General features: G+C 61.4%; 21 protein-coding genes and 2 pseudogenes. 11 read left to right on the top strand and 12 right to left on the bottom strand.

What is annotated here, in order from left to right:
• Positions 1-10 precede the first annotated feature (10 nt).
• Positions 11-1,600, bottom strand: coding sequence for an oleate hydratase (locus ACODNH_RS06725; RefSeq protein WP_306708645.1), 1,590 nt, complete (start codon positions 1,598-1,600; stop codon positions 11-13).
• Between the two features lie 119 nt (positions 1,601-1,719).
• Entirely contained in the window at positions 1,720-2,364 is a 645-nt protein-coding gene (locus tag ACODNH_RS06720) for a helix-turn-helix domain-containing protein (protein ID WP_434531139.1), read from the bottom strand.
• Between the two features lie 572 nt (positions 2,365-2,936).
• Here ACODNH_RS06720 and ACODNH_RS06715 point away from each other — a divergent pair.
• From ACODNH_RS06715 to ACODNH_RS06700, 4 genes are all read left to right on the top strand, one after another.
• Entirely contained in the window at positions 2,937-3,998 is a 1,062-nt protein-coding gene (locus tag ACODNH_RS06715) for a S66 family peptidase (protein ID WP_434531138.1), read from the top strand.
• A 337-nt stretch (positions 3,999-4,335) separates the two neighbouring features.
• The gene (locus tag ACODNH_RS06710; RefSeq protein ID WP_434531137.1) at positions 4,336-4,992 is read left to right on the top strand and encodes a DsbA family protein; all 657 of its coding nucleotides are present in this window, start codon (positions 4,336-4,338) and stop codon (positions 4,990-4,992) included.
• Positions 4,989-5,588: a hypothetical protein gene (locus tag ACODNH_RS06705; RefSeq protein WP_306708637.1), complete on the top strand. Its 600-nt coding sequence runs from the start codon at positions 4,989-4,991 to the stop codon at positions 5,586-5,588. The genes ACODNH_RS06710 and ACODNH_RS06705 overlap by 4 nt, the downstream gene beginning before the upstream one ends.
• A gap of 103 nt (positions 5,589-5,691) precedes the next feature.
• Positions 5,692-6,207 (top strand): hypothetical protein, encoded by a 516-nt coding sequence (locus ACODNH_RS06700; protein ID WP_306708636.1) that lies wholly within the window; start codon positions 5,692-5,694, stop codon positions 6,205-6,207.
• Between the two features lie 49 nt (positions 6,208-6,256).
• Here the strand turns inward: ACODNH_RS06700 and ACODNH_RS06695 are convergent, their stop codons facing one another.
• Together ACODNH_RS06695 and ACODNH_RS06690 are read right to left on the bottom strand one after the other, a co-directional pair.
• Positions 6,257-7,894 carry a methyl-accepting chemotaxis protein gene (locus ACODNH_RS06695; protein WP_306708634.1) on the bottom strand — a complete coding sequence of 546 codons (1,638 nt, stop codon included), beginning with the start codon at positions 7,892-7,894 and terminating at the stop codon, positions 6,257-6,259.
• Positions 7,895-8,019: 125 nt separating this feature from the next.
• A pseudogene (locus ACODNH_RS06690) lies at positions 8,020-9,206 on the bottom strand (redox-regulated ATPase YchF).
• An 816-nt stretch (positions 9,207-10,022) separates the two neighbouring features.
• Between ACODNH_RS06690 and ACODNH_RS06685 the strand changes: the two are divergent.
• Together ACODNH_RS06685 and ACODNH_RS06680 are read left to right on the top strand one after the other, a co-directional pair.
• Positions 10,023-11,312, top strand: a complete 1,290-nt coding sequence (locus ACODNH_RS06685) for a hypothetical protein (protein WP_434531136.1) — start codon at positions 10,023-10,025, stop codon at positions 11,310-11,312.
• A gap of 6 nt (positions 11,313-11,318) precedes the next feature.
• A complete protein-coding gene (locus tag ACODNH_RS06680; RefSeq protein ID WP_306708627.1) occupies positions 11,319-11,579 on the top strand; it encodes a hypothetical protein in 261 nt (86 codons plus the stop codon).
• Between the two features lie 72 nt (positions 11,580-11,651).
• Here the strand turns inward: ACODNH_RS06680 and ACODNH_RS06675 are convergent.
• A pseudogene (locus ACODNH_RS06675) lies at positions 11,652-12,148 on the bottom strand (GNAT family N-acetyltransferase).
• Between the two features lie 130 nt (positions 12,149-12,278).
• On the opposite strand from ACODNH_RS06675, the gene trpC reads away from it, so the two are divergent.
• The 4 genes from trpC to ACODNH_RS06655 are packed head-to-tail and all read left to right on the top strand — an operon-like array spanning position 12,279 to position 16,013.
• Positions 12,279-13,094, top strand: a complete 816-nt coding sequence (gene trpC / locus ACODNH_RS06670) for an indole-3-glycerol phosphate synthase (RefSeq protein ID WP_306708623.1) — start codon at positions 12,279-12,281, stop codon at positions 13,092-13,094.
• Positions 13,091-14,353 (top strand): tryptophan synthase subunit beta, encoded by a 1,263-nt coding sequence (gene trpB, locus ACODNH_RS06665; RefSeq protein WP_306708621.1) that lies wholly within the window; start codon positions 13,091-13,093, stop codon positions 14,351-14,353. Before trpC ends, trpB begins: the two co-directional genes overlap by 4 nt.
• The gene (gene trpA / locus ACODNH_RS06660) at positions 14,353-15,183 is read left to right on the top strand and encodes a tryptophan synthase subunit alpha (RefSeq protein WP_306708619.1); all 831 of its coding nucleotides are present in this window, start codon (positions 14,353-14,355) and stop codon (positions 15,181-15,183) included. Before trpB ends, trpA begins: the two co-directional genes overlap by 1 nt.
• A gap of 26 nt (positions 15,184-15,209) precedes the next feature.
• The gene (locus tag ACODNH_RS06655) at positions 15,210-16,013 is read left to right on the top strand and encodes a 2-amino-3,7-dideoxy-D-threo-hept-6-ulosonate synthase (protein ID WP_306708617.1); all 804 of its coding nucleotides are present in this window, start codon (positions 15,210-15,212) and stop codon (positions 16,011-16,013) included.
• On the opposite strand, the gene ACODNH_RS06650 is transcribed toward ACODNH_RS06655, so the two are convergent.
• Positions 16,010-17,227, bottom strand: coding sequence for a P-loop NTPase (locus tag ACODNH_RS06650; protein WP_306708615.1), 1,218 nt, complete (start codon positions 17,225-17,227; stop codon positions 16,010-16,012). The genes ACODNH_RS06655 and ACODNH_RS06650 overlap by 4 nt on opposite strands.
• A 237-nt stretch (positions 17,228-17,464) precedes the next feature.
• On the opposite strand from ACODNH_RS06650, the gene ACODNH_RS06645 reads away from it, so the two are divergent.
• A complete protein-coding gene (locus ACODNH_RS06645; RefSeq protein WP_306708612.1) occupies positions 17,465-18,631 on the top strand; it encodes a 3-dehydroquinate synthase II in 1,167 nt (388 codons plus the stop codon).
• A gap of 35 nt (positions 18,632-18,666) precedes the next feature.
• Here ACODNH_RS06645 and ACODNH_RS06640 read toward each other — a convergent pair whose 3' ends face one another.
• The 6 genes from ACODNH_RS06640 to ACODNH_RS06615 all read right to left on the bottom strand — a co-directional run bounded on the left by ACODNH_RS06640 (position 18,667) and on the right by ACODNH_RS06615 (position 25,218).
• Complete coding sequence (locus ACODNH_RS06640; RefSeq protein WP_306708610.1) at positions 18,667-19,083, bottom strand: DUF6677 family protein; 417 nt, start codon at positions 19,081-19,083, stop codon at positions 18,667-18,669.
• An 83-nt stretch (positions 19,084-19,166) separates the two neighbouring features.
• Positions 19,167-19,856 (bottom strand): type I 3-dehydroquinate dehydratase, encoded by a 690-nt coding sequence (locus ACODNH_RS06635; protein ID WP_434531135.1) that lies wholly within the window; start codon positions 19,854-19,856, stop codon positions 19,167-19,169.
• A gap of 36 nt (positions 19,857-19,892) precedes the next feature.
• Positions 19,893-20,921, bottom strand: a complete 1,029-nt coding sequence (locus tag ACODNH_RS06630; protein WP_434531134.1) for a DNA-methyltransferase — start codon at positions 20,919-20,921, stop codon at positions 19,893-19,895.
• A gap of 121 nt (positions 20,922-21,042) precedes the next feature.
• Complete coding sequence (locus ACODNH_RS06625; protein WP_004591241.1) at positions 21,043-22,008, bottom strand: transcription initiation factor IIB; 966 nt, start codon at positions 22,006-22,008, stop codon at positions 21,043-21,045.
• A 257-nt stretch (positions 22,009-22,265) separates the two neighbouring features.
• On the bottom strand, positions 22,266-23,108 hold the full coding sequence (locus tag ACODNH_RS06620; RefSeq protein ID WP_434531133.1) for a DUF726 domain-containing protein: 843 nt from the start codon (positions 23,106-23,108) through the stop codon (positions 22,266-22,268).
• A gap of 292 nt (positions 23,109-23,400) precedes the next feature.
• On the bottom strand, positions 23,401-25,218 hold the full coding sequence (locus ACODNH_RS06615; RefSeq protein ID WP_434531132.1) for a flippase-like domain-containing protein: 1,818 nt from the start codon (positions 25,216-25,218) through the stop codon (positions 23,401-23,403).
• Positions 25,219-25,276 lie beyond the last annotated feature (58 nt).

The following is a 25,276-nucleotide window of genomic DNA, read 5'->3' as shown; positions in this document are numbered from 1 at the left end:
CCCTTGCTTCTCAGCGGTACGCGGCGCGAACAGTGTCCGCGATGACACCGAGCTCTCGGTAGTGTTTGCTCACCGGAGGTACCTCCTGATCGAGGTCGAGCATCTCGTAGACGGCGGTCATCGCCGACCGGACGGAGTACTCGACGGTGAACACGACGTCCCGTGGCTGTTCGGCGTACTGTCCGAGGAACGCCAGATTGTTCGACCCGTCCGGAACGACATCGGGCCGGTCACCGGGTTCCCGGGGCTGGAAGTGCGCCGTGATGAACGGCATCATCGCCGGGATGCAGGTCACGTCGTCGAGTATCTCCGGGAGCCGTTCCTCGCACTGCAGGTGGTAACACAGCTCCTGAAGGATCTCGCGGCCGGTACACTCGGACATCGGTTTCTCAACGTAGTTCCCCTCGCGGTCCGGGAACAGCGCGTAGCCCCAGAATACCTTCACGTCGTCCGGCTGGTTCGCGAAGTGTGGCTGGGCGGCGACGACCGTCGACAACAGCCAGTTCGACCCGAGGTAGGTGACGAGCCCGTTGCCCGGTTCCTCGTTGGTGAAATCGACGATGTGGTCGAACAGCTCGGTGTTGTGCAGGGTAACGGTGAACGACTCCCATTTTGTCTCCGTGACGTTGTCCGCGAACACCGACGGATTGCCGAACTGTGGGTTGTCCTCAGCGATGGACTTCCACAGCTCCCACGACGCGCCGGTCTCGTTCAGTTCGGGGGCCTCGTCCATCCCGCCGATAGACGAGCCGTCGGTCATCGACCCGTTTGTCACGAACACGAGGTCGGACGGCTCGACGGGGACCGTTTCGGTTCCGCTGTCGGTCTCACAGTAGAGCCGCTCGACGGTACGCCCCGTCCGCGACGGAACGATGTCCATATCCGTCACCTCGTGGCCGTACTCGAAGGAGACGCCCCTGTCTTCGAGCCAGCGCCGGAGCGGGAGGATCATCGAGTCGTACTGGTTGTACTTCGTCCGGTCGATGCCCTCCATAGTGTGCAGGCGCGGGAACTCGTGGAGGAACCGGTACATGTAGCGCCGGACCTCGGCGACGCTGTGCCACGGTTGGAACGCGAAGATGGTCGCCCAGACGTACCAGAAGTTCGTCTCCAGGAACGACTCGTCGAACCACTCCTCAATGCGCGTGTCACCGAGTCGCGGTTCGGGCGTGAGGAGCAACCGAACCATCGACTGCCGGTGCTGTCGCGTCAGTCCGTACTCGCCCGCGTCGATCCGTTCGCCCTCGTGCATCAGCCGTGTTTTCGCGTACGAGGGGTGCGCTTCGTTGAACTCGTCCATCACGTCTTTGACCGAGCGCGAATCGTCTTCGAGCGACGGGATGGACTCAAAGAGGTCCCACGTACATTCGTACGCCGGGTAGTTGAACATCCTCCCGCCCCGGATCAGGTACGCCTCGTCCGGGTCGCCAGCGCCGTCCATCGCGCCACCGACGACGTCCAGCTTTTCGTAGACATGGATGTTTTCGCCGGGCATATTGCCGTCCCGGACGAGGAACGCCGCGCCAGCCAGGGAGGCGATACCGCCCCCGACGAAGTGTGCTTCGCAGTCAGTGACGTGTGGGTGCTGGTGGATGGTCATTTTGAGTCACCGTCATGTAGTGGTACGTAAGTCCCAGCCCTAACCGTTGCCAACATATGTACAGCAATTTATAAGAGCGGATATTTCACCGAAGTAGCCGCACTCCGGCTAGCCGGCTGTCACTGTTCGGAGCTGGCGATTGTGTGGTCGATCAGCTGGTCCGTACCACGACGGAGGCGCTCCGAAATCGCGGATGTCGTCGCGTCGAGCTCCGCTGAAAGTTCTGTCAGGTCTGCCCCGCGGGGAACGGAGAAATACCCCAGCCGGTGGGCTGCCAGCAGTGCCTCTCGCTGTGGGGCGGTGAGCCCGTAGTTGTCGCCGCCGTGCTCCGTTTCGCAGAGCCGATGCGGACGGAACGCGACACTGCTAGACTGACAGGTGTCCCGGAACGCTTCGAGGTCCGCCCGGTCGGCGAACTGCGTGCTCACCTTCCACCCGTGCTCGGTCACGAGCGCACCCATCGGATACGTCTGCCGGTCGACGAGCTGGGTGTACATTTCGACGTAATCCGTATCGAGGACGACCCGATACCGTGACTCGACGATATCCGAATCCATGGCGACGAACTCTACGACTGATTCATCGCCGAGCAACGCCGATTCGAGCGCGTCCGGGTCGACGCCCGTTGCGGAAAACACGAGTGCCGGCTCGTCGGTCGTGCCGGAGACGACGTTGTCGACGATCAGTCGGGTGTTCAGTTCGGCAGCAACCGCACACAGTGGCATATCTGCGGACTGCAACTCGAATTCACAGATGACGCTCATGTGTGTTGCTCAGCCGAACAAAATAAAGGCATACTGGTAATTCTCACGCGCCGAAACCGACCGTTGGGGTCGGTGCAGCGTTGTGGCCGACACATGTAACCAAGCGAACCCGCGTCGCGACTGACACACGTAGCGGACCGGTACAGGAAGTCGTGTGTACAGGACCGCTCCGAGCGGCAGCCGGTGGCTGCTCCGTTGTCGATCAGCGGTCTCGGGATTCCTGGCTTTCGTCGACAGCGACGTCAAACTCGGACAGTAGCGTCTTGGCTACTCCTCTCGTATGTGCTCTAAGGTTTGAGTGAACAACGTCGCTGCTCTTACCGCAGGTAGTGAAGCGGTCCTTTCTGGGTTCTGTGCGGACGTGCTGTGCAAGATACAAGATGTATATCTTGCATTCATCCGTTTTCTGTGGTGAGACCTGCTGTGTATCTCTGAATGACACCTTTTCGACGTTTCATTCGTACAGTTGCAAAGAGATCCCGAGCTTCGCACTCGTGCTTGTCCTCCCAGTCTCCTCGCTCTCTTGATGCTAGGCACATGGCTGGATAAGAAATATATAATCAGGTCTACAGATGCCAGCCGTGCCTGAGTTCCTTACTCCACCCCCTGTCGAACCCGGTGAGCAGGTCGCGGTTGTCGCACCGGCATCAAACGCACCCGAGTCCGCGCGGTTCACCTACGAACTTGGTCTTGAACGAATGCGCGAGGGTTTCGACCTTGACCCAGTTGAGTATCCGACCGCGACCGCCGACCCGGAGTGGCTTGCGGACAATCCAGAGGCGCGCGCCGAAGAGGTTATGAACGCCTTCCGGGACCCGGACATCTCGGCCGTGATCGCTAATATCGGAGGCCACGACCAGATCACGATGCTCCCGTATCTCGATGGGGACGTACTCCGCGAGCACCCGACTCGATTCTACGGGTACTCAGACAACACGAATCTGGCTCTGTTTCTCTGGAATCACGGGATCGTTTCGTACTACGGCGGCTCCACCCTGCTCGAATACGCGATGGATGGCGAGATGTTTGACTACACCAAAGAGTACCTGCGGCGTGTGCTTTTCGAGGATTCTGTCGGCGAGTGGACCGAAGCGGACGTGTTTACTGATGAGTCCGGCAACTGGGAAGATCCGGAGTCAGTCAAAACCACGCGCGAAATCGAACAATCTGATGGCCGAATCTGGCGTGGTGGTGAAGAGACTGTCTCGGGTCGAATCTGGGGCGGCTGCTATGCAGTCCTCGTTGAGCAGTTCCTCGCCGACCGCTACCTGCCTGCTCCCGAGGCGCTGAATGGCACTGTGCTTGCGTTGGAGACGAGTGAACTGATCCCTGACCCGGCCGTCGTCGGTGCGAACCTCCGGGCACTCGGCGAACGGGGTCTTCTCGAACGATTCGACAGTGTGCTTGTCGGACGCGCCTGCGCGCGCTCACACGCCGAAGAAAACCCACAAGACTGGCGAGTGGAGTATCGAGAGCGCCAGCGCGACACGATTGCTGATGTCCTCGAAACGTACAATCCGAACGCACCTGTTGTTTTCAATTGCGAGTTCGGACACACGTATCCGACGTGTCCCATTCCAATCGGCGGTGAGGTCGAAATAGAACCCGCAACCAAATCCATTCGCTTTCCTTGATTCACGGCAGGTTAGAATCCTGTCGGCCGCTCGCTTGTTAGCAGTGGGTTTCGATAGCTACTAGCCACGAGATGACAACTGAGGTTAGATGCCAGATAGAGTCTCTATCCCTTGATTGGTTTCTCTGGCGTTCGTTCACTTCTCCTCGCAAATGTATGGATAGAAAGCTGGCCTCGGCACTCATAGGGCTCGTCATTAACGGGGAGTCACCCCGGCTCGGCCCTGTGGGTCGTCGTCATCGGCCGCCAGATGATACCGCCGCCGGCGACAAGACGGTTACTCATCGTGGCCACACGGTGGAACAAACGCTAAACCAACGCGGGCCAACCAGTCGTGTATGAACAGACGACGCTTTCTCACACTTTCCGGGGTGGGTGTCGTCGGCGCAGTCGCAGGCTGCAGTAGCGAGGCGGACAGCGCCGAATCTGTCGATAACCACCCGGCAGCCGCCGACCTCGACGCCCAGCCCCGCCGCGGTGAACTGGGGGGCCACGTCATTCTAGCGTTCGAGGACCCTTCCTGTCCCACGTGTCGTCGCTTCCATGAGGATACGCTGCCGGACATTCGGGAGAACATCGTGGACGCAGGCAAAGGCGCGTACGTCGTCCGGACCTACCCGGTCATCTACCCCTGGGGTGAGCCGGCGACACAGGCGCTAGAGTCGACGTTCGCCCGCGACAGCGAGGCGTACTGGGCGCTGTTCGATCACTACTTCGCCGAGCAGTCGTCGTTCGACCCGGACAACGTTCTGGACCGAACGGCGACGTTTCTCACCGAGGAGACGGCGGTAGACGGCGAGGCGGTCGCACGTGACGCGCGGGAGCGGACACACGACGACGCTGTACAGGCTGATATCCAGGCGGCCGAGGACGCCGGACTGGGTGAGACGACGCCGATTATTCTGCTGTTCGAGGACGGTGAGTTCGTGACGAAGGTCAACGGGAGCGTCAGTTACGACCTCATTGCGGAGGCGCTGGGAGAGCGCGACGGATGAGCATCGCACGCGGGCTCCGACTGCCGACGACGCGCGGCGACTGGCGACTCATGGGTCGGACAGTCAGGCTCGTGCTCACGCTGCCGGTCTATGCGGTGGTCGCCGTGATCGCTGCCGGCGTCTCGCTGACGCTGTTCGTCGTCTCGTTGAACGTCCCGCTGGTGCTTGACCTCGTAGTTGGCGGGTCGCTCCCGCTTGCCAGCCGACTGCGCGTGCTCGCTGAACTGTACCCATTCATCGGCACGTCGTTCCACCCTGCACAGGGGATTCTGCTGGTCGTCGTCGCCGTCCTCACCGGTGTCGATATCGGCCTGGTGGCGTACCATTTCCGCGAGCACGGCCTCGACCTCCAGCAGGGTGGCGCGGGCGTCGCGGGCGTTGTCCTCGGAACGCTCGGCGCGGGCTGTGCGGCCTGTGGGTCGGCGGTCTTGCTGGGGCTGCTGTCGCTGCTTGGCGTCTCGACCTCGCTGCTGTTTCTGCCGCTGGACGGGCTGGAGTTCGCGCTGCTTGCGCTCGTGGTGTTGACCCTTTCTGTTTACTGGCTCGCCGAGGGGATGCGTGGCGGCGAAATCAACGGCTGTCCGGTCGACCTCTGACCGTGTCGTTGGCAGGCCCTCATTTCGCCTCGGTCGTGGAGTCCAATGATTCCAGCGGGAGAAAACGTATAGTGTCGTCAGTCGAACACCCATAGCGAGAAGTATGCCCGAGACGGAGTCCCTCGCCGAGTACGAGCACCTCCATCGGAAGCGGAAAGAGACGGCCGGCACGGTCGAACTGGCTGAAATCGTCGACGTGTGGGTCGGCGAGAGCGAACTCGTCTGTCAGTTCCAGTTCGACTGGGCGACCGACGCGATACAGCGGCGCTATGACCTGAACAGCGACCGCGACATCGCCAAGATTGAGCGACTCTGTGAAGCCAACGGCCTACAGTTCGAGCAGGCCAGTCATCTAGAGGGGTCGTTGGTCGAACTCGAATACACCGGCTCACAGTGGCTGCCGCGGCCGGAGGCCGCCTATACTGACGGCGAGGGGTCGGCGGCCGAGACGTTCCGCGCGGAGTGGCGGCTGTTGGTCGATGAACTGGCGCAGTCGCCCGCGTTCGTCCGACGGGGCATCGAACGCGTCCGGGCGCTCTCGACGACGCAACTGATTATCGGTGTTATTCTCGTCAAGAAAGTCGCCATCATTGCCTTGCTGGCCCACCTCCTGTTGTAGGCGCAAGGCTGTCAGGCTGGGTTGTTGGGACACTGGTTACCGATTTGTCTCAGTCGCTCATTGCGGATCCGGAGCTAGCCGGCGTGTCCACGCCGTCAGTTCCGGCTGTATCGAACTGTGAGAGTTCCTCCTGGAGCGTGTCGGCGTCGTCGGCGAACCGCTCTACCGAGTCGACCATCCCGGCAACGGTCTGGCCCTGTTGGTCGACTGTCGTAGCCATGCCACGGGCGTCGGTCGCGGTCTCTCCGGCAATGTCGTTGATGTCGTCGATTATCCGCACGACTTCCTGTGCGCTGGTCGCCTGCTGGTCGGTCGCCCGGTCAATCTCTTGGATACCGCCGTTGACATCGACAGTGGCGTCAACCACGTCTTCAAGTGTCGTAATGGTCTCAGAGATAGTGTCGCTGCCGCGGTCGACAGCGTCCTCCATCGTCTCCATGGCGTCGACGGACGTACCGACCTGAGACCGCAGCGATCCGATGAGGTCCTCCACGTCGCCGGTGGCGGCCTGTGTCTCGGTCGCAAGCTGTTTGATTTCGTCCGCGACAACGGCAAAGCCCGAGCCCGCCTGGCCAGCACGGGCGGCTTCGATGGAGGCGTTCAGGGCCAGCATATTCGTCTCCTCGGCGATGCCGTCGATGACTTCGACGATCTCGGCCATGTCTTCGGCGATGTCGTCGAGCTGCTGGACCTCGCCCGCGGCGCTCGTTGAGTAGTGTCGGATTTCGTCGACGGCGCTCTGGGCCTCCGACGAAGACCGCTGGGCGTCTCGGCCCAGGTCTGCGGCAGTGTTGCTCTGGTCAGCGATTTCAGCCACGGACGACGCCATCTCCTCAACAGTCGCCGAGAGGTCACTGAGTTCACTCGCCGCATCGTCTAGCTGCTGGCGCTGGGTTTCTGCCCCGTCGGCGATGTCAGATGCGGTGTCTGCCACGGACTGTGTCTCGTCACGGACCTGCTGCCCGTCGGCTAATACGGTTTCACTTCCAGTTGCGATACCCGTCGCAGTCGACTGGCCGCTGCCGATGGCAGTCTCTAGGGCAGCCAGCGTCTCATTAATCGCGGTCCCAACGGCCGCCATAGCGTCACTGATACTGTCAGTGTCGACGCGGGCGGTCAGGTTGCCGGCGGCCGCGTCGTCGAGCGCCGTTCGGTACTGTGTCGCTTTGAGTTCGAGGTGACTGCTCAATGCTTCCATCTCGCTGCGCTCGGACTCAGCAGTTTCACGGGCCGCTTCGGCTGCTTCGCGCGCCTCCTCGGCGCGCTCCTGGGCTTCGTTTGCCTCCTGGATGTTCTGGCCAAGCGAGGTCGCGGCCCGTTCAAGCTTTGTGTACGCGTCCCCGACTTCGTCGATCCGGTCAACGCCGAAGTCGATGTCGTACTGCCCGTTGTCGACTGCTGTTGCCTTTCGGTTGATCTCGATTATCGCGCGGTACATCTCACAGTAGCCCAGAAATCCGGTCACGGCGACGACAAACCCGATGAATATCGCGGCGGCTGTCACGGAGGAAAACAGCACGACAGCCAGCGCCGGTGCGCCCACAATTGACATTGCTGCCAGCAGGAAGACACGGGCGCTGAACGTCCGACGAAGCGGTGTCGGCAGGTACGGCTCAATTGCCATCGGCACAGTACCGACCGCAAGCATGAGTCGGCCAAGTGGGCCTGTCGAATCATCCGTCGTCATCGAAATCGCCTCGAGACAGGAGCCAGACAGACGACGAAAATAGGCCTTTTCGGGTGCATGTGAAGCGTTCACCCCAACCTATCAAAAGTCACACCCCCGGAGTATCAGCGGTGAATCTTCCAGTGTCAGTTCGTTGTCGTTATTTCGACGACGTCGCGGTGGTCGAGTTCGGTGTCAGCACCGATCTGTCGCTCGGTTCGCACGTCGTGCGCGTGGAGGAACCCATCGCCGATGTCGGTGTGCAGGAAGTACGCGAAGTCCTCGGCGGTCGACCCGTCGGGGAGGACGAAACAGTCTTGCAGGAAGGTACCGTCTTCCTGTGGCTTGCGAGCGCCGGGGAACACCGCGATAGCTCCCAGTTCCTCGAACAGCGCGGTTTCGAGGGCCTGCTGGACACCCGTGCCGCCGAACTCGGTGACGAAATCTTGGATCTGTTCCAGCCCCGCTGCCTTCTCCTCGGGCAGGTCCGCCGTCACGGTGAACTCCTCGTCGCCGGGCCGGTAGTCGAGTACGCCCTGCTCGTTACCGTTTTTCAGCGCTTTCTCTGCGTGGGCTGAGACTGGGACAAATGTGAGATGCTCGTACTCCGGGTCTTCGGTGATTGGCTCCCAGTTTTCCTGCGCCGCTGGGGTGTCCATCTTGTTCGCCGCGATGAGCATCGGCTTGGTCCGGATGCGGATTTCCCGAGCGAGTGCCTCCCTGTCCTCGTCGTCCCAGGTGTCAGGGTCTAGTTCAAGATCCAGCGCGAGGACGACCTGTTTGATCTCGTCGGCGTTGATTTTGAACGCCGACATCTGCTCGGCGAGGTCGTCCTCGATGGCCTTGTCCTCGCCGTGGTAGCCCGAGCGGTAGCGCTCGATGCCCTTCTCAGAATATCGAGATACCACATGTCTAGTTCGTCTTCGAGGAAGTCAATGTCCTCGCGCGGGTCGTGGTCCTCGGTGGGCTCACCCTCTAGGTCCGTCTCGCCGGTGAAGTCGACGACGTGGACGAGCACGTCGGCCTCATTGAGGTCCGTGAGGAACTGGTTCCCCAGCCCTTTCCCCTCGTGTGCGCCGGGAACAAGGCCGGCCACGTCGACGAGTTTCGTCGGGACGAACCGCACACCTTCGGTACAGTAGCCGTGGTTGGGCGTGCAGGTGTGTTCGAACTCCGGGGCCGCACAGTCGACGCGGACGTACGCCTCGCCCATCGAGGGGTCGATTGTCGTGAACGGGTACGCGCCCTCCGGCACATCGTTCATCGTCGCCGCATTGAAAAACGTGGACTTGCCGACAGAGGGCTTGCCGACGAGTCCGATCTTGTAGCTCATTGCACCGACGAAGCGGTTTCAGCGGCTTAAACGCTGTTACACGTTTGTCGAGCGGGTGTGAGTCTCTTGCACGTGGCGCCCGAGCGACCGTGAACGCACCTCCGCCACCGTCCAGACCAGAGCGTATCAGGGCAACTATCCGCCGCAAGTGTATGGCAATATAAGTACCAATAAATTGGTAAAAAAGAAGAAGTATCAGTATAACAATAGCAATTTTCTTCTCTAGTTAGCGTACAATTTCAGCCGCGTAAAAATATAAGAAGTATTATATACTGTACGTCAGACACTGGTAGTTTGCATGATAGGTAATGGTCGGTTGAATCGGTGAGGCCGAGCGGGCACGCATGGTCCAACGTTTCGAAGTTTGAATGAAGAACACTGGCCCGCAGTCCGCGTATTTCGGTGATAATGGTAAATCTAATACACAAAGGTGACTCGATACGCGGTTACGTCAGGTTCCAGCAGTGATAATCTTCACTCTAGCGGGGCATGGCTGATACGGGATTCTCGTGCTGTCGGAACTCTATCGGTCCAGCTTGGGCCTGGAAAAGTAAGATAAAATATAGATTAATCCAATCGTACTAACCGAGGATTGATAAATTATGGAGAGTTTGCCTTCCCGACCGCGACCAATTCGAGAGCTGAGTACAATAATCACACAATTTTAATACATATTAGATTAAATACTAATCTACTCATCCCGACGCCTGCTACCATCACCCATGAAGTCAGCATACGCACAACTGGAGCGCATCCCGAACCCCCCGGTACCGACCGCCAGCTGGTTACTCGGGATGAGTACAGGGGAGACCACAGATGGAACTCGAACTAACCGAAGTACCGACAGAAACACAGGACGAACTCGAGACGTTCCCGAACGTCACGGGGACAGGCATTGGTCCGAAACAGCGGGCAGGCGAGGCGGACGAGGAGACGGAGTCGGTCATCGTGTTTGTCGAACGGAAGGTTTCCGAGGCTGATCTCGACCATAACGAGGTCATTCCGAAGGAAGTCGAAATCGACGGCGAAACGTACAAAACAGACGTTCAGGAGTCGGGCGAAATCAGAGCGCTTGAACTCGAACTCACCGCGCCGGAAGCACCGATGGAACTCGAAGGGCGCGACAGGGCCGAAATCCAAGAGATTCCGGCCTCGCTGTCACGGACGCGACGCTGGCGACCGGCCCCAGCGGGCGTCTCCGTCGGCCACCCGGACATCACCGCCGGGACGCTGGGCACACAACCGCTCCGAACACAGGACGAGAAGCTTGTCTTCCTCACGAACTCCCACGTCGCTGCAGACAGCGGCCGCGCAAACCGCGGCGACATGGTGCTCCAACCCGGCCCGTACGACGGCGGCACCGCTCCGGACGACGAAATCGGATCGCTGCTGGGGTTCAACGTCATCGACGTCGACACCAGTTCCCCGTTCCCGAAAAACCGGACGGACAGTGCAATCGTTGAGGTCACGCCCGACCACTTGCAGACGGACATCTGGGAACTCCACGAAGACCTGCGAGGCTTTACCGACGCTGAAATCGGAGCGATTCACACCAAAAGCGGCCGAACGACGGGCGTTACCCAGGCGAAATGCACCGCCCGTCACGCCAACTTCAACGTCCGGTACAGCCACGGCGTCGCCAAGATGGTCGACTGTGACGTGTTCAATGCGATGTCCAAGGGTGGCGACAGCGGGAGCCTCATCGGCATGGAGCGCGAAGACGGGCTCCACGGCACGAGTCTCCTGTTCGCCGGGAGCAGTAGTATCACGCTGGGCATTCCGATGGCAAACGTCCAAGAAGAGCACGGCCAGCTCACGCCAGTGACCTCTCAGGACCTCGTCGACGCCGACGACATGCGCATCACGGGGACCGCTTTCCGGGTGTCGCTCAACCCCAGCCAGAGCATCAACCGCTGGAGCGGGCCGTGGGCAGACCGCTACAGCGTCGACTTCGTCGGTCAGCCGGTCAACGACGGTGACTGGGTCAGTACCAGCGTCCAATCGACGTACAGAACGTCCAGCGGGGTCTACTACCAGGTTCAGGTGGAGAACCAGTGGTCCAGCCGGTCGGTCGACTGCGACGTCAAATACAGCGTGACGCGGTGATTCACGATGGAAATTACGATCACTATCTCAGACCAGGGCGAGGGCGTCTCCGTTGAAGGCGCCGAAGCCAGTGAGTCCCAGCAGGTCGAACCGCCGACCGAACTCAGAGCAGACGCCGCTGGCTCACCGAGCGAAATGAGCAACGTGGAACGCGCCCCGTCACAGTTCCGCCGGTCGAGCACGAAACAGGATATTGTCAGCGAAGCCGAGCCCGCGCCGCCGCAATTCAGTCCGTCCCAGTCGACGGGGATGGAAGAGTACCGCTGACGCGGGCCTGTCGCATTTTTTCGCCGTTTACAGAATGCAAAGAGAATGCCCCGGGCTTGGTCCCGAGGCGATTCACAGTCGCCGCTCGTACACGTTGACTGGGTGTTCCTCTCCGCCGACCTCGGTCGTCCGCTCGTTGACTTTCTCGAAGTGGCTCCGGTAGAACGCGTTCCCGACCTCGTTCTCGGCCAGCACTTCATCACGGATTTTTCGGACGGAGAGTTCGTGCAAGTGCTGCTCGCCGCGATGCAACAGCTCCGTCCCGATACCTTCCCCCAGTAGTCCGGGTGGACGTACAGGTCGAGATCACCGAAGCCGGTCGCGTCCGTCATCCCACAGCTCATGTACGCCACCACGTCGTCGTCGGCTGTCGAGACGAACAGACCGACCTCTTCGAGCTCAATCATCTGCTCCAACAGTGGCGGCGCATACCCTTCCTTGAGGTGTTCTTTCACTGTCTCTGTCCCGAGGATATCGTCGTACACGGTATGCCACGTTGCCCTAGCGACTCGGCGGATATCCGCGATATCCACTGATTCGGCGGGCCGAATGGACGTCTGGAACGACATGTGTGAACATCCTGCGTGAGCCTTCATAGAACTATGGTCTGATTGACAGCAAGCAGTATCCGCCGTGTCTCGCTCCCTCTGGGAGAATAGGGCAACTCTTATGTACACTTCTGTACGTTAGTGTTCAGTAATGGACGACAGTGAGGAGATAGCACCAGCGGTCCAGTCGATTCTCGACGCGGCGCGGGAGCGCGGTGGCGGCGGAGACCGGGTATCGGTAACTCCCCGTTCGCTGCCCGACGCCTTCGACGCGGCGGCGGCTGACGGGCGGACGCCGGTCGTCGCCGAAATCAAGCCCACCAGCCCAACCGCGGACGGCGAGCGGACCGACGATCCGGTTGCCCTCGCACAACAGATGGTCGAGGGCGGCGCGGCGGCGCTCTCGGTGCTGACGGAGCCGGACCACTTCGGCGGGTCGGCGGCGACGCTCGAACGGGTTCGCGAGGCTGTCGACGTGCCCATCCTGCGGAAGGACTTCATCCTCCATGAGAACCAGCTGGATGTCGTTGAAGCAGACGTGATCCTGCTCATCGTCCGCTTTCTCGAAACGGACGGAACTGACGACCTCGCGGACCTCCTCACGGCCGCGCGTGAGCGCGGCTTTCAGGTCCTCGTGGAGGCTCACACCGCGGCAGAGGTCGAGAAAGCGCTCAACGCCGGCGCGGACATCATTGGCGTCAACAACCGCGACCTCGGCGAGCTAGCGGTCGACCTCGGAACGTTCGAAACTGTCGCACCAGATGTCTCCGAGGGCGTCACACTCATTGCTGAAAGTGGTATACAGACAGCGGACGACGTCACGCGGATGCGCGACGCCGGTGCGGACGCCCTGCTGATCGGCTCGGCGATCATGGACCACGACGCGGCGACGGACGTAGAAGCGAACACGCGGCGACTGACACGCGCGAACACTGATGCAGCTGAGACAACAACTACAGACACATGAGTACTGACGACGCACACGACCCCAAGTTCGGCGAGTACGGTGGACAGTACGTGCCAGAGGCGCTGATGCCAGCTATCGAAGAGCTGACCGACGCCTACCAGCGGTACGTGCTGGAAAACGAGGATGGCTTCATGGACGAGTTCCGGGAGCGGCTCGACGACTTTGGCGGCCGACCAACGCCGCTCCAGTACGCGGACCAGCTCTCGGCCCGGTACGACACCGACGTGTACCTCAAGCGCGAGGACCTGCTTCACGGCGGCGCACACAAGCTCAACAACGCGCTCGGGCAGGTCTTGCTGGCGAAGTACATGGGCAAAGAGCGGATTATTGCCGAGACCGGTGCAGGCCAGCACGGCACCGCGACAGCGATGGCGGCGGCCCATCTGGATATTCCCTGTGAGATCTACATGGGCGAGACCGATATCGCGCGACAGCGCCCCAACGTCTTCCGGATGAAAATAAACGGCTCGGAGGTCGTCCCCGTCACCGTTGGCCGGGGCACGCTCAAGGAAGCGATTTCTGAGACGATGCGCGAGTGGGCGACCACCGTCGAGAACACCCACTACGTCATCGGGAGTATCGTCGGTCCGCACCCGTTCCCGAAAATGGTCCGGGACTTCCAGGCGGTCATTTCAGAGGAGGCCCGCGAGCAGGCTATCGAGAAAATGGGCGGCCTGCCCGATTCCGTGATGGCCTGTGCTGGCGGCGGCTCGAACACGATGGGGATGTTCGCGCACTTTGTCGAGGACACTGATGTCGACCTCTACGCTGTCGAGGCCGGCGGCTCCTCGCTGCAGGTCGACGAGGAGGAAGGCGTCGCACCGAACTCCGCGACCCTTTCGACTGGTGACGAGGGCGTGCTCCACGGAGCGCGCACGAAGCTCCTGCAGGATTCGGATGGCCAGATCATGGAATCCCACTCCGTTTCGTCGGGGCTGGACTACGCCGGTGTCGGCCCGGAACTCGCCCATCTCGTCGACGAGAACCGCGTCACGCCGGTCAACGTCGACGACGACATCGCGCTGGAGGCGTTCCACCGCCTCTCTCAGGACGAGGGTATCATCCCGGCATTGGAGACAGCCCATGCCTTCGGTTACCTCGAAGAGCACCACGACGAAGTCGGTGACTCTGTTATCATCAACGTCTCCGGCCGCGGTGACAAGGACCTCGAAATAGCTATCGAGGAAACCAGCAAACGCGACCTCGATATCGCGCCTGATATGTCTATCTTTGAGCGGGTCGGCGGGGGTGGCCTCTGATGGGGCTCGAACGCGCTTTCGCTGACGAGCCTGCTTTCGTCCCCTATCTCGCAGCTGGCGACCCAAACTACGAGGCGTCGCTAGAATACGTCGAGGCGTTGGTCCGCGGCGGCGCAGATGTCATCGAGCTCGGCCTGCCCTTTTCGGAGCCCATCGCGGAAGGGAAGACCATCCAGAACGCTATCGTCCGCTCGCTGGAAGCCGGGATGACACCCGACCGCTTCTTCGAGTTCGTCGAGGACCTCGACGTGGACGTGCCGCTGGTGTGTATGACCTACTACAATCTCATCTATCAGTATGGCGAGGGCGAAGGTCCGCGACCGTTCGTCGAGAAGGCCGCCGCGGTCGGCATCGAAGGCCTCGTCGTCCCGGATCTGCCCGGAGAGGAGGCCGGCCCGCTCCGGACGGCCTGCGACGAGTTCGGCCTCGATCTGGTGTTCATTGTCGCGCCGACGACGAAGGGCGACCGGCTCGAACGGATGCTCGAACAGGTGTCTGGCTACGTGTACGTGCAGGCCCGTCTGGGCGTCACCGGCGCGCGCGAGGACGTAGATGACGCTACCGAGGACTCGCTGGCCCGCCTCTCAGACTGGGACGTGCCAAAGGCCGTCGGGTTCGGCATCAAGACCGGCGAGCACGCCGAGCGAATTGTGTCCGCTGGCGCTGACGGCGTCATCGTCGGCTCCGCACTGGTCGATATCGTCGCAGAGGGCCACGAGAACGGCGATTCGACCGACACCGTGGCTGACCGGCTCGAAGCGAAGGCTCGCGAACTCAAAGAGGGCGCGCTCCGGGGAGCGGCAGAACGACCGCAACCGGAACGCACATAATCGTACTTGCCACACTGTCTCATAACATGACTGCAGGAAAACGCGCACGACTCGAACGTATCGGGACAGACGACACATACGTCATCATCCCGATGGACCACGGCATCACAATGGGGGCTGTAAAGGGCCTCAAAGACATCGAATCAACGATTGATGCGGTTACCAGCGGCGGCGCGGATGCCGTCCTCACCCAGCGTGGCATCGCCGGACGCGTCCATCCGAACAAGAACGACGCGGGCTATATCACGCATCTCAATGGCTCTACTACTATCGGCCCGGACGAGCAGGACAAGCGGACCACCGGGACGGTGGAAGACGCCATCCGCGCCGGGGCCGACGCCGTCTCGTTCCATATCAACGTCGGCAGTCAGTACGAACCCGAACAGATCGAAGAGCTCTCAGAACTGACGACCGAAGCCAGCCAGTACGGCCTGCCGGTGCTGGCGATGGCCTACGCCCGCGGCCCCGACATCGACGCCGAGAACGAGGACTACAATCAATCCGTCGGCCACGCCGTCCGACTGGCCGAGGAACTGGGCGCGGACATCGTCAAGACCGGCTACACCGGCTCCGCCGAGACGTTCCAGCACGTCGTCGAGTCTACGTCGCTGCCGGTGGTCATCGCTGGCGGCTCGAAGGGGAGTGACGAGGACACCGTCCGGATGGTTCGGGGAACGATGGACGCTGGGGCCTCCGGCGTTTCGATGGGCCGCTCTATTTTCCAGCACGACGAACCCGAGAAGATTGCCCGTGCCGTCTCCGCCGTTGTCCACGACGACGCCACCACCGAGGAAGCGCTCCGCGAGGCCGGACTGGCCGTCGAGGCCTAAAAGCCAAACAGTGACCGCATTCTCTGGCCGAAACCGTTAGCTTCGTCTCCGTCGCTGGCATCCGCATCGCTCTCGCTGGGAGCGTCCGACGGCGAGTCACTGGCTTCCTGTTCCGGCGCGTCGGCATCCTGCTCCGGCCCGTCGACCAGTCCTGATTCGCTTTCCACCAGATCAGTCCCGTCGATTATCGACGTGGTTTCGGCTTCGTCTTCGGCGTCCGCCTCCGAAGTGGCTGGCTTACCGAGATCGGTCGATTCAGCTATGTCCTCCGCTGGCGGCTCGCCCGCCCTGTCCTGCTTGGCTGGTGCTGGACCGGTCAGGTCGCTGTTGTCCCTGATTGCGTCCGATGGGTGGACTGTCTTGCCGCCGTCCGTTGTCCCGTGGATGTGCCGCTGTGGTGGCTGTTCCGCTGGCCGGGTCGTCGGCTCTGGGTCGTCCAAGTCGGATAGTTCTCCCAGACTGGCCGCGTCTGCCGTGGAGGCGGTTGACGCCTTCTCCGTATCGACGAGCCGCTCCGAGATCCGCTCGTAGGCTATCGCAGCGCTGCTGCTGGGTGCGTTCCGAACGACGGGTGTACCACTGTCCTGAGAGTGCGGGACGGCGTCGTCTTCCGGCACGTGGCCGAGCAGTTCGACATCGAGGAACTCCGAGATTTCATCGGCACCCGGCGACGCGCCCGTCCCGGATTTCGTGAGAATGAGGCCCCGAACCGGCGCTTCGACCCGCGCTGCGAGTTCTTTCGTGTTCGAAACGTTCCGTATCGACGCCACTCGCGGTGTCGAAACGAGCAACACGTCGTCGGCGAGCTTGAGCGGCCGAATCGTCTCCTTGCTCAGTCCTGCCGGGGTGTCCAACAGGACGATGTCGTGGTGCCACCGGAGGGTTTCGACGATGCCGGGAAGTCGGTCGAGGTCGGTGTCCGCGTACCCTTCGAGCGTGGTCCCGCTCGGCACGATTGACAGGTCAGCGTCAGTCTCATACATCGCCTCTGTGACTGCCGCCTCGCCGGCGAGCACGTCGTGAAACGTCGCATCCTCGTCGGTGTCGATGTCGACATCGAGAAAGTCGACGAGGTTCGCCATCGCAAGGTCCATCTCCACGACGACGGTCGAGTATCCGGCCTTCGCCAGCAGTGTGCCGAGGTTGATGCTGGACGTCGTCTTTCCGATCCCCCCTTTCGCCCCGGCAATTGTGTAGACATGGTTAGTAACCATCTGTAGCTGGATTGTATTATGTAGATACTTTATTAGTAAGGCTCATTGATAAGTCCACTGGCCAACAATTAATTACGATGGTTTGGAACAAATAACAAATCTTGCACCCTCAAGATTCCAATATCAGGACATCCAACCAATATCGCCTGCCGTGCGCATATCCCTTCCCCGTCTGTCACTTGACAGGCCGACCCGGGTTCCGCCACGTTCAAGCCCCACCGTTGCGGACGTGGGCGTATGACTCGAAGCGTCTGGCTCAAAGCCGACAGCGAGGTCGGCGATTGGGAGACACGGAAACGCCGGATCACCGCCGGTATCGAGGCCGGCGTCGACTGGGTACTGGTCGATGAGGAAGACGTCGACCGCGTCTCGGAACTTGGCGAGATAAACATCGCCGCGTTCACCAACGGCGATGTCCACGTGATGGAGTCCGAGGCGGAGGACTCAGAGGCCGATGCGACCATCGTCGGGAAAGACGGCGAAGGCGACGGGACGGTCGACCTTCCGTCCGATTTCTCCGGCTCCGCGGACCTCTCGACGTTGCGGCAGAACGGGGCTGCCCCCGACGGCGGCTACGTCCGCATCTTCGACGAGGACTACGAGGCCTTCGCAGAAGCGGTCGCCGCCGAGGCTGACTTCACGATTGTCATCGGCGAGAACTGGCAGATCATTCCGCTCGAAAACCTCATCGCCCGCGTCGGCGAGGAGACGGACCTCATCGCCGGCGTCCGGACCGCAGAGGACGCCCGGACGGCCTATGAGACGCTGGAACTGGGGGCCGACGGCGTCCTGCTGGACACCGACGAAGTCGACGAAATCCGCAAGACAGTGGAAGTCCGTGACGAGATGGGCCGGGAGTCGCTCGACCTAGAGTACGCCCAGGTCACCGCCATCGAGCAGACCGGCTCCGCTGACCGCGTCTGTATCGACACGGGCAGCCTGATGGAACACGATGAGGGGATGCTTGTCGGGTCGATGGCTCGTGGGCTCTTTTTCGTCCACGCCGAGACGGCTGAGTCGCCATACGTCGCCTCTCGGCCGTTCCGAGTCAACGCTGGTGCGGTCCACGCTTACGTCCGAACGCCTGACGGTGGCACGAAGTACCTCTCGGAACTCCAGTCTGGCGACGAGGTCCAAATAGTCAATGCGAACGGACGCACCCGTGAGGCCATCGTCGGCCGCGCGAAAATCGAGAAGCGCCCGATGTTCCGCGTTCAGGCTGAAACCGAAGACGGCGACCGCATCGAGACGCTGCTCCAGAACGCCGAGACGATCAAGGTCCACACTCAGGACGGGCGAACCGCTGTCACGGACCTCGAACCCGGCGACGAAATCCTCATTCACCACGAGGACACGGCGACGCACTTCGGCGAGCGGATTGAAGAGAGCATCATCGAAAAATAAGCCGACTCAGTTCGGGGCTGACCGCAACCCAAAGGTTACTGCTGATCCGCCTCGATCGGTTCCAATTGCGTCGTACACCAGTGACAGAAGTCGATGTCTTCGTCGAGTTCCTTGCCGCAGTTCGGACACGTCATGCCAGCTTCGACCTCTTGAGTCTGGTTCTCGTTGACTGCCACCCAGTAGGCGTCGACGACGTTGAGCGTCGTGATCACGACCGAACCGATTGTCACCTCGGTAGGTCTGGACTGATACGACGATGAGATAGCCTCTAGGCTTAGCTGGGTGACTGGGTCGATAGCGCCAGTAGCGACGAACACCACAGACAGCATGAACAGTAATCCGAGCCACAGCAGTCCCCGTACCCACTTACGGAGGTAGAAGTGGCCCAACCCAGGGAAGATGAACGCAAGCACTACGGCCAGCAGCGGCCGCTTGCGTCCTTTGTCAGTCATACTCGGCGAATCTATCTCGCATACCCCTATATCTTCCGAAGGATCACTGTCCGGACGAAAGCCCCGTGACGGCAGATACTGGCTCAGGCGTCGCTCTGTAGCTGTCCGACCAGCGTCCGGAGCGTCGCGAGGTCGTACTGACCTGGAGCGGTCGCGTCAGCGGGGTCGACCGGTGCGTAGCCGATGCGGGAGCCGTACACCGGGGCGACGGCTCTGGAGTGACGACCGGCTGCACCCATACACATCGTGGCGACCTGTTCGCCGTCGGCAGTCAGTTCGCGGGTTGCCCCGAGCATCGCCAGTACGTCGTCCGGCGACTGAGCCGTACTCGCCATCTTCCCAACGTCACCGCGAGCACAGGCCCGTTCGAGTCGATTCACGATCGCGTCACGGTCAGGTGTCGACTCGAAGTTGTGCGTCGAGATGACGACGGACGCTCCGTGGTCGCGGGCAACGTCGGCGACGCGGCCGGCGTCGTGGTCGCCGGCTCCCTCCAGCGCTGCGAGTTCGAGGTCGACAGCCGTCACGGCGTCGTGGTCGAGCGCGGTTTCGAGCACGTCGAGGCGACCCGCGGTGTCGGCGGCCTCGCCGCCTTCCCACGTCGGCCGGTTCGTGACGAGTACCGGAAGTTCACCGTCGTAGGCGTCCAGCTGTGCCAGCGGCTCGTCGGCGAAGTCCATCCGTAGCTCCAACCCGTCGGCGTCAGCGCGGGCGGCCGGCTCCACCCCGAGGTCGTCGGTGGCAGCGAGCAGGGTGAATGACTCGAAGTTCATAGGTCGGCTTCGACGGAGCCGCAGAAAAAGCCGCGCTTACTCGACCGGCTCGTGGACGGCCCGGAAGCCGTCATCGGTCTCTGTAACGGTGTCGACCGCGTAGAACTGGATCCGTTGTTCCTGCTTCGTGTTGACGGCAAAGTCGTACTGCTCGGCCTCGTAGCCTGGCTCCTTTCCGTCAGCACGCCGCTTCTCTACCCACGAGCGGTGGCTGGCGAGACGTTCCTGAGCGATGGTTCGAGAACGCTCCGGGGCAGTGGCGACCCGTTCCTTGAGCGCCGACAACAGGTCCAGGTCGCGGTCCACACCCACCGAGTTCCGGCCGGCGACCATCGCCGCCAGCGTCGTCGTCCCGGTCCCAAGGAATGGGTCGAGTACGGTATCGCCGTACACCGAGAACATCGAGATGAGTCGGTACGGCACGGTCAGCGGGAAGGCACCCGAGCGGTCCCGAAGCCCGTCATCGAGGTCCTGCGTCTCGCCGGGCAGTTCCCAGAGGTCGGAGAACCACTCGTTGCGCTCCTCCCAGAAATAGGCGCTCTCGTAGCGATGGTCTGCGCCCGGTTCGAGGCGGCGGCGCTTCCCGTTACGGAACACGAGGATGTGTTCGTGTTCAAGCGTCGGGTAGGCGTTCGGCGGCACCATCCCTGAGCCCATGAATTTCGCGCCGCTGTTGGTCGGTTTCCGCCACAGAATATCGGGCAGCGCGCGCAGTCCGTGGTCGGTCAGCCGGTCGGTTATCTCCGCGTGGTTTGGATAGGAGCGAAACCCATCCTCCAGAGATCGCGTCGCGTCCCCGACGTTGATACAGGCGATGCCGCCGGGAACCAGCACGCGCTCTATCTCGGCCCACACCGCATCGAGTACGTCGTGCATCAGTGTGAACGCCCGGTCCCCGTCTCCGTCATCCAGCGCCGCTCCGATGGCGGGGTCCAGCTCGGTGAAGATGTCGTCCCACATCTCGATCATCGGGTACGGGGGGGACGTGACTACCAGTTCGACGCTGTCGTCGGGACACTCGAGTGTGCGGGCGTCACCGGTTCGAACCCGGTGTGTCGTCTCCATACCGGTCCCAGCGGATGAGATGACTCTAGTCTTGTGGTTATCGGTCGACGGAGTACACGCTCTGCGTGTGACAACGGATGGCAAAAACAGCCCTCACAGCGATGCGACGCAAATACCGAGCTTACGCGACAGGCAGGTCCTGCTCGGCTTCCAGCAGTTCGTGGTACCGGTTGCGGATAGTGACTTCGGAGATGTCAGCGACCTCAGACACGGCGGCCTGCGTCGTCTTCTCGTTGGTCAGCAGGGCGGCGGCGTACACTGCAGCGGCGGCGAGGCCGACCGGCGACTTTCCGGAGTGGACGCCCTGCTCCTTGGCGTTCTGGAGAAGCTGACGGGCGCGGTGTTCGGCCTCATCGGATAGTTCCAGCGAGGAGGCAAACCGCGGGACGTAGCTCTCGGGGTCGGCGGGGCGCACTTCGAGCGAGAGTTCGCGGACGACGTAGCGGTAGGTGCGGGCGATTTCGCTCTTTTCGACCCGGGAGACCTCCGTGATCTCGTCGAGCGAGCGCGGGACACCGGCCTGACGCGCGGCAGCGTAGACGGAGGCCGTCGAGACACCCTCGATGGAGCGACCGGGGAGCAAGTCCTCGTCCAGTGCGCGCCGATAGATGACGCTGGCCGTCTCGCGGACGTTCTCGGGGAGGCCGAGCGCGGAGGCCATCCGGTCGATTTCGCCCAGCGCCTGCTTGAGGTTGCGCTCCTTGGAGTCGCGGGTTCGGAACCGTTCGTTCCACTTGCGAAGGCGCTGCATCTTCTGGCGCTGTTTGCCCGACAGGGAGTTCCCGTAGGCGTCCTTGTCGCGCCAGTCGATGTTGGTCGACAGCCCCTTGTCGTGCATCATGTTCGTCGTCGGTGCGCCAACGCGGGATTTCTCGTCTTTCTCGCTGGAGTCGAACGCGCGCCACTCGGGGCCGCGGTCGATTTCATCGGATTCGACGACAAGGCCACAGTCCTCACAGACTGTTTCGCCGTGTTCGTCGTCGATAACGAGCGAGCCACTGCACTCCGGGCACGCTGTGCTTTCCGATTCCGTCGACTCCGTCGTCTGTTCTTCACGCTGCTGTCGCGTCCGTGTGTGTTCACTCATTGGTTGCGAAGGCGGGTGCTCACCGGGTGGGAGACATCACAGAACCCGGAGGCAGTCGGTAACACTGTATTCGAACGAAAGTGATTAAAGCATTCCGGTATTGTTATCGAGACCACCGATACACGTCACGAAACCCATGTTTGTGCATCGATCGCATGACCATTCATATAATCGCTCTCGGGTCTTTTTGACTGATTTCCCACAACCCGGTTATAATCGCATCCAATAGTTAGCGCCGACCCCCTTCGCTATCATTCCTACTGCAACGTCTCGACGACAGCGGGCATACACCCCTCACCGGGCTCGTAGTAGGAATTGTGGTCGGCAACAGACTCCGTTACATCGTAATCGGTGTAGTTCTCGGGGGCGTCTTCGGGACTCTGAATACCTTGTTCACCGACCGCTTCCGCCCATTCGGCAGTACTGAATGCAGTCCCCAGCACCGCGTCGTCATCCTTACGGAAGTTATCGAAAGACGTGGTTGCGTACTCGATTGACTCGCCGTATGTCTCGTCGACCTCAACGACGGATTCACCGATAGCGCCGCCCAGTAACGCCACCGACTTGACTGCATCCTCACGGCCACGCTCGTGAAGCGACGCCACCGTTTCCACAGCCACCTTTGCGCCGAGCGAATGTCCGATTACCCGGACTGGAAGCCCACTGCTGTCGTTGTGGTCGACAACCCACTGTGCGAGTTTTGGACCGTTCTGTTTGGCGATGGCGACACCCTCGTACCAGCCGATGCCGTCGCCCTTGTCAGCATCCCAGGTGAATCCTACGTTGAACTGGTCGTATTCGTTCTCTTCAAGCCCGACCTGACAGGTGTAGGCGGCGTTTCTGGCATCCGTCTCCCCGAGACTCCAGCCGTGGACGAAGATAACGAGTTCCGTATCGTCGCTGGCCCGGCTAGAATCCCAGTTCCCGATTGTTTCGTACTCAGTCTCTGTGTATTCAGACTTCAGTGTACCATCGTCAGTGAACTGATCACGCGTCGAAACGAGCGGGAACTCCGCTGGAGTTGTGTACTCTCCGTCATCACCACCGAATTTGCCGCCCCGTACAGAACCACTCGCACCGAGTGCCGCTACTGATGCCACAGCACCGGTCGAAGCCTTGAGGAAACTGCGTCGCGTTTGCCTGTCCGGTTCGCTCGATTGTATGCTACGTTGAAACATAGCAGAACTGCATAGCTTTCCACATTATATAATATTAACTACTATATTAAACATTGTTAGTAAAGTAGCCCTTATTTATAATATTCGTAAAGAAATACACCGTTCTGGTGGCTGATAGCTGGAAGAGCAGTCCCAGTAGAGTGCTGTTGGACTGTCCTAGTATTGCCAGCGCAATCCCAGTCATGACGGAGTGTGGGGCGCGTCAGAACTGCGATCAGTCGTTCGTTTCCGGTTCGATAGCGTCTGTGGACTGAGACTCTTCGACCGCCGTCGTCAGCGAGACGTTGAGCCAGGCCATCGACGCGACGCCGCCGATGATGGTGACGACGTTCTTGACTGCGTGGTCGACGATAGCGATGCCGATAGCCGCGGCGACGCCGACCGGCGTCAGCGACGCAACAATGACGGTGAATGCCCCCTCGTAAAGACCGACCCCCCCGGGTGTCAGCGGCAGGACCTTTGCGAGGTTCCCGACGCTGACCGCAAAGAAGCCAACGGCCACCAGCGACGGCGTCAGGCTGTAGCCGAAGGCCGCAAAGACGATGAGGGCCGTTATCACGTCGAACGTCCAGATGAGGAGGCTTCCGACACCCACACGCGTAAAGGCCGACCCATCAGCGGCCACCGTCTGCACGTCGCCGACGAACCCCTCGATGATGCCGGCGACGTAGTCGGCGTAGGAGTCGCTGCTCAGCCGGCCGATGACCGCTCGAACGAGGTTCCGGTCGCTCCGCGCACTGGCGACGATAGCCACCACCGCTCCGATGGCCGCAAGGCCGACACCACCGGCCACGGCCACGGCGGTCCGTCCGCTGCTGGCTGCGTCGCCGCCAACGGTATCGCCCGTCAGCGCCGTTAGCAACTGCTCGGCTGACCCCGTTACAGCCAGCCCGATCATGACAACGCCGGCGAGAAGCGTTATCGTCAACAAGTCGAACACCCGCTCAACGGCCAGCGATGCGAACCCGGAGGGATACGGAATCGAACGGCGGGCTTTGATCACGTACGCCCGGACCGCGTCACCGGCTCGTGCCGGGAACACGAGGTTCCCGGTCTGGCTGATGAATATCGCGCCCGTCAGGAAGCCCCATCGCTCCCGATACTCCATCGAGACGAGGATATCCCGGTAGCGGATGCCCCGGACCGGCCACGAGATGGCGTAGACGACAGCGCTCAGCGCGACGATTTCCGGTGCTGCGCCCGCCATCTCCGCAAGAACTCGGTCGGGGTCGAGATACTGCGTCATCAACAGGAGGGCAATGACGACAAGCATTGTGCCCGCACCGAGCGATACCTCCCGAGAGATCCTAGGGCTGATTGACAGTTCCCAGAACGTCCGGAGTATCTGGCTCCCCATACCGAACACGTCCCGGACAATGTCGACCTTCGAATCGCCCTTCGGTGTCCAGTCCACAGGGAACTCCGTTACACGGTAGCCGTTGCGCTGAGCCCTGACGAGTAGCTCCGTGTCCCAGAACCAGTGCTCGTCCTGAACGAGGGGCAACAGCGTTTCCAGTGCCTGCCGGTCGAAAGCCTTGAACCCGCACTGGTGATCTTTGAGGTCCGAGCGGAGGACCGTCCGGACGAGCGTGTTGTAGCCGAAGCTCGGAATCCCACGCTTTGCGGGCCGGTCAGCTCGGTTTTCGGGCATCCACCGTGAGCCCGTCGCCACGTCGTAGCCGTCGACGCGGATGGCGTTGACGAGTTCTTCGAGATGCGACATATCCGTCGCGAGATCCGTATCGAAATATACCAAGGTCTCGCCGGCAGCCTGATCGAAGGCGTACTCTAACGCGCCGCCGCGGCCGAGGCGGTCGTCGCTGTGGACGTGTCGGACCCGGCTGTCCTCGTTCGCGAGTTGGGTCGCGATTTCGGGCGTGCGGTCCGAGCAGCCGTCCTCTGCGACGATGACCTCATACGTGTCTTCGGGGAGAAACGAGGCGAGCGTCTCGAGTGTTGTCGACACTGTCTGCTCGATGGTGTCTGCTTCGTTGTAGGCAGGGAGAACGACGCTCACCTCGACCGCAGTCATACGCTCTTGGTCATCTCCGGAGTGAAAAGTACTTTCCGTTCGATGCGCTGATGGGACC

It is taken from the genome of Haloarcula sp. NS06, from assembly GCF_051122755.1.
In the GTDB taxonomy this organism is placed as follows: Archaea; Halobacteriota; Halobacteria; order Halobacteriales; family Haloarculaceae; genus Haloarcula.
This window is presented reverse-complemented; position numbering and strand designations above follow the sequence as displayed.

What these genes read in the sequence shown, in the direction of transcription:
- ACODNH_RS06725 (WP_306708645.1), bottom strand. Translation starts at nt 1,600, where the DNA reads ATGACCATCCACCAGCACCCACACGTCACTGACTGCGAAGCACACTTC.
- ACODNH_RS06720 (WP_434531139.1), bottom strand. Translation starts at nt 2,364, where the DNA reads ATGAGCGTCATCTGTGAATTCGAGTTGCAGTCCGCAGATATGCCACTG.
- ACODNH_RS06715 (WP_434531138.1), top strand. Translation starts at nt 2,937, where the DNA reads ATGCCAGCCGTGCCTGAGTTCCTTACTCCACCCCCTGTCGAACCCGGT.
- ACODNH_RS06710 (WP_434531137.1), top strand. Translation starts at nt 4,336, where the DNA reads ATGAACAGACGACGCTTTCTCACACTTTCCGGGGTGGGTGTCGTCGGC.
- ACODNH_RS06705 (WP_306708637.1), top strand. Translation starts at nt 4,989, where the DNA reads ATGAGCATCGCACGCGGGCTCCGACTGCCGACGACGCGCGGCGACTGG.
- ACODNH_RS06700 (WP_306708636.1), top strand. Translation starts at nt 5,692, where the DNA reads ATGCCCGAGACGGAGTCCCTCGCCGAGTACGAGCACCTCCATCGGAAG.
- ACODNH_RS06695 (WP_306708634.1), bottom strand. Translation starts at nt 7,894, where the DNA reads ATGACGACGGATGATTCGACAGGCCCACTTGGCCGACTCATGCTTGCG.
- ACODNH_RS06685 (WP_434531136.1), top strand. Translation starts at nt 10,023, where the DNA reads ATGGAACTCGAACTAACCGAAGTACCGACAGAAACACAGGACGAACTC.
- ACODNH_RS06680 (WP_306708627.1), top strand. Translation starts at nt 11,319, where the DNA reads ATGGAAATTACGATCACTATCTCAGACCAGGGCGAGGGCGTCTCCGTT.
- trpC (WP_306708623.1), top strand. Translation starts at nt 12,279, where the DNA reads ATGGACGACAGTGAGGAGATAGCACCAGCGGTCCAGTCGATTCTCGAC.
- trpB (WP_306708621.1), top strand. Translation starts at nt 13,091, where the DNA reads ATGAGTACTGACGACGCACACGACCCCAAGTTCGGCGAGTACGGTGGA.
- trpA (WP_306708619.1), top strand. Translation starts at nt 14,353, where the DNA reads ATGGGGCTCGAACGCGCTTTCGCTGACGAGCCTGCTTTCGTCCCCTAT.
- ACODNH_RS06655 (WP_306708617.1), top strand. Translation starts at nt 15,210, where the DNA reads ATGACTGCAGGAAAACGCGCACGACTCGAACGTATCGGGACAGACGAC.
- ACODNH_RS06650 (WP_306708615.1), bottom strand. Translation starts at nt 17,227, where the DNA reads ATGGTTACTAACCATGTCTACACAATTGCCGGGGCGAAAGGGGGGATC.
- ACODNH_RS06645 (WP_306708612.1), top strand. Translation starts at nt 17,465, where the DNA reads ATGACTCGAAGCGTCTGGCTCAAAGCCGACAGCGAGGTCGGCGATTGG.
- ACODNH_RS06640 (WP_306708610.1), bottom strand. Translation starts at nt 19,083, where the DNA reads ATGACTGACAAAGGACGCAAGCGGCCGCTGCTGGCCGTAGTGCTTGCG.
- ACODNH_RS06635 (WP_434531135.1), bottom strand. Translation starts at nt 19,856, where the DNA reads ATGAACTTCGAGTCATTCACCCTGCTCGCTGCCACCGACGACCTCGGG.
- ACODNH_RS06630 (WP_434531134.1), bottom strand. Translation starts at nt 20,921, where the DNA reads ATGGAGACGACACACCGGGTTCGAACCGGTGACGCCCGCACACTCGAG.
- ACODNH_RS06625 (WP_004591241.1), bottom strand. Translation starts at nt 22,008, where the DNA reads ATGAGTGAACACACACGGACGCGACAGCAGCGTGAAGAACAGACGACG.
- ACODNH_RS06615 (WP_434531132.1), bottom strand. Translation starts at nt 25,218, where the DNA reads ATGACTGCGGTCGAGGTGAGCGTCGTTCTCCCTGCCTACAACGAAGCA.